Consider the following 640-nt stretch of genomic DNA (forward strand, 5'->3'; position numbering starts at 1 on the left):
CGCCGCGCCGCCGCGATAGAAACGCACGGTCTCCGGCGACAGCGGCGCGAACGCCTGCAGGTTGTCGGTGATCACGAGCGTATGCGACTTGCCGTCGTCGGCCTGCTGCCACGTGCTGTAAAGGCCTTCGCTCTCCATCAGCCGATGCACGAAATGCCAGTCGGTGTCGTGCTGGCGCGTGTACGAACGGCTCGGCAGCGGTTGCGACAGCGCGAAGCGGAAATGCCCTCGCGCCTGCGGATGCTGGTTCAGCACATCGCTGATGATCTGGTCGACGGTCGTATCGTTCCAGAGCCGCTGGTCGCGACGAAACTTCAGGAAATGCGTGAAATCGGCGAACGTGAGCTGATAGGTCGTGAGCCCGCCGTCGGCGCCCAGGCGGCGCGCGGTATGGACGTATCCGTGGATCGGCCGGTAGCTGCGATCGCCCTGCTGGATCCACAACGTGACGGGCTGCGCGATCAGCTTTTTAAGTTCCAGATCGCTATCGGTCGACAGCACGTCGAGCGTGAATTCGTACGCGCGCCCGATGCGCGAACGGCCGACGGCCCGCTGCACGGTCAGCACGTTGGCGCCCAATGGCGTATCGAGCTTCAGCAGCCGGTCCTGCTGAAGCAACCCGCCGCGCAATGCGGCAACA

Annotated in this window: 1 protein-coding gene; it reads right to left on the reverse strand. The window is 64.5% G+C overall.

Going from position 1 to position 640, the window contains the following annotated elements; translation table 11 throughout:
- The coding region (locus ACV22V_RS32485) for a type VI secretion system Vgr family protein (protein WP_448016829.1) at positions 1–640 on the reverse strand (640 nt) is incomplete at both ends.

This window comes from Burkholderia sp. AW33-5 (assembly GCF_053427615.1).